Origin of the sequence: Mycobacterium sp. E342 (assembly GCF_001667665.1) — a bacterium.
Taxonomy (GTDB): Bacteria; Actinomycetota; Actinomycetes; order Mycobacteriales; family Mycobacteriaceae; genus Mycobacterium.
On record NZ_LZJM01000328.1, the window covers coordinates 1 to 794 of the forward strand.

The following is a 794-nucleotide window of genomic DNA, read 5'->3' on the forward strand; positions in this document are numbered from 1 at the left end:
CGGATCCTGCACAAAGTATTCCGATTCTCCCGGGTCTATCGGGGTATCTTCTCCGACATCTTGTCCAGAATTGTCGCGGTGGCCGGAGCGCCATTGCCGTATTGGCACACCTGCGCAGTGATGATCACATTGTTCTTCGCGCGCGCCACGTTGGGGCAGATCCAACCGGTGGGCTTCCCGTCCTCTAGTTCCGTTCCCGTCCACCGCACTCCCGTATCGGTCGCGTCGGTCTTCTGGAATCTCCATCGATATTTGCCGCTCAGGTGGATGACGGCATTGCTGCAGGCGTCGAGACGCTTGGCAAAAGCGTTGCCAAGCAACACCGTCGCTGCTTTGGAATCGACGACCGTCGCAACGGCTTGACGGACCGCATGCTCGTACGTGTCCTTGTCCTCTTTGTAGAGATTGCTCCGCCACGCGGTGTAAGCCACCCCCACCGAGTACGTGTCTGGCGCGATCAGCGGTTCGCACTCGGGGTCACCCTCGTCGGCGAAGGCGGCCACGGGCGGGGAGGTCGCGCCGGGCGGAGGTTTGGACGCCCAGTTGAGTTTCGCACCGACAATCTCGCTAATCAGGTCCGGCGCCAAGATCAGCGAGTCGATGGCGTCGGGGGTAAGGGTGGGGGCCACTGTGGTCGTCACCTTGGGCGGCGCTTGCGTTGTGCTGTGGCCGCCACCCTGCCCGACGCCACACCCAACCGCTAACGCCACGACACCCGCCCCGAGTGCCGAAACAATGAAACGAATCCTCATTTCGTCTCCTTGCAGAAGGGGCGAAATCGGTATCTTCTCGAC

Annotated in this window: 1 protein-coding gene; it reads right to left on the minus strand. The window is 61.7% G+C overall.

The features are described from left to right. Positions 1-35 precede the first annotated feature (35 nt). Positions 36-752 carry a sensor domain-containing protein gene (locus A5692_RS26975; RefSeq protein ID WP_082963140.1) on the minus strand — a complete coding sequence of 239 codons (717 nt, stop codon included), beginning with the start codon at positions 750-752 and terminating at the stop codon, positions 36-38. Positions 753-794: the final 42 nt, after the last annotated feature.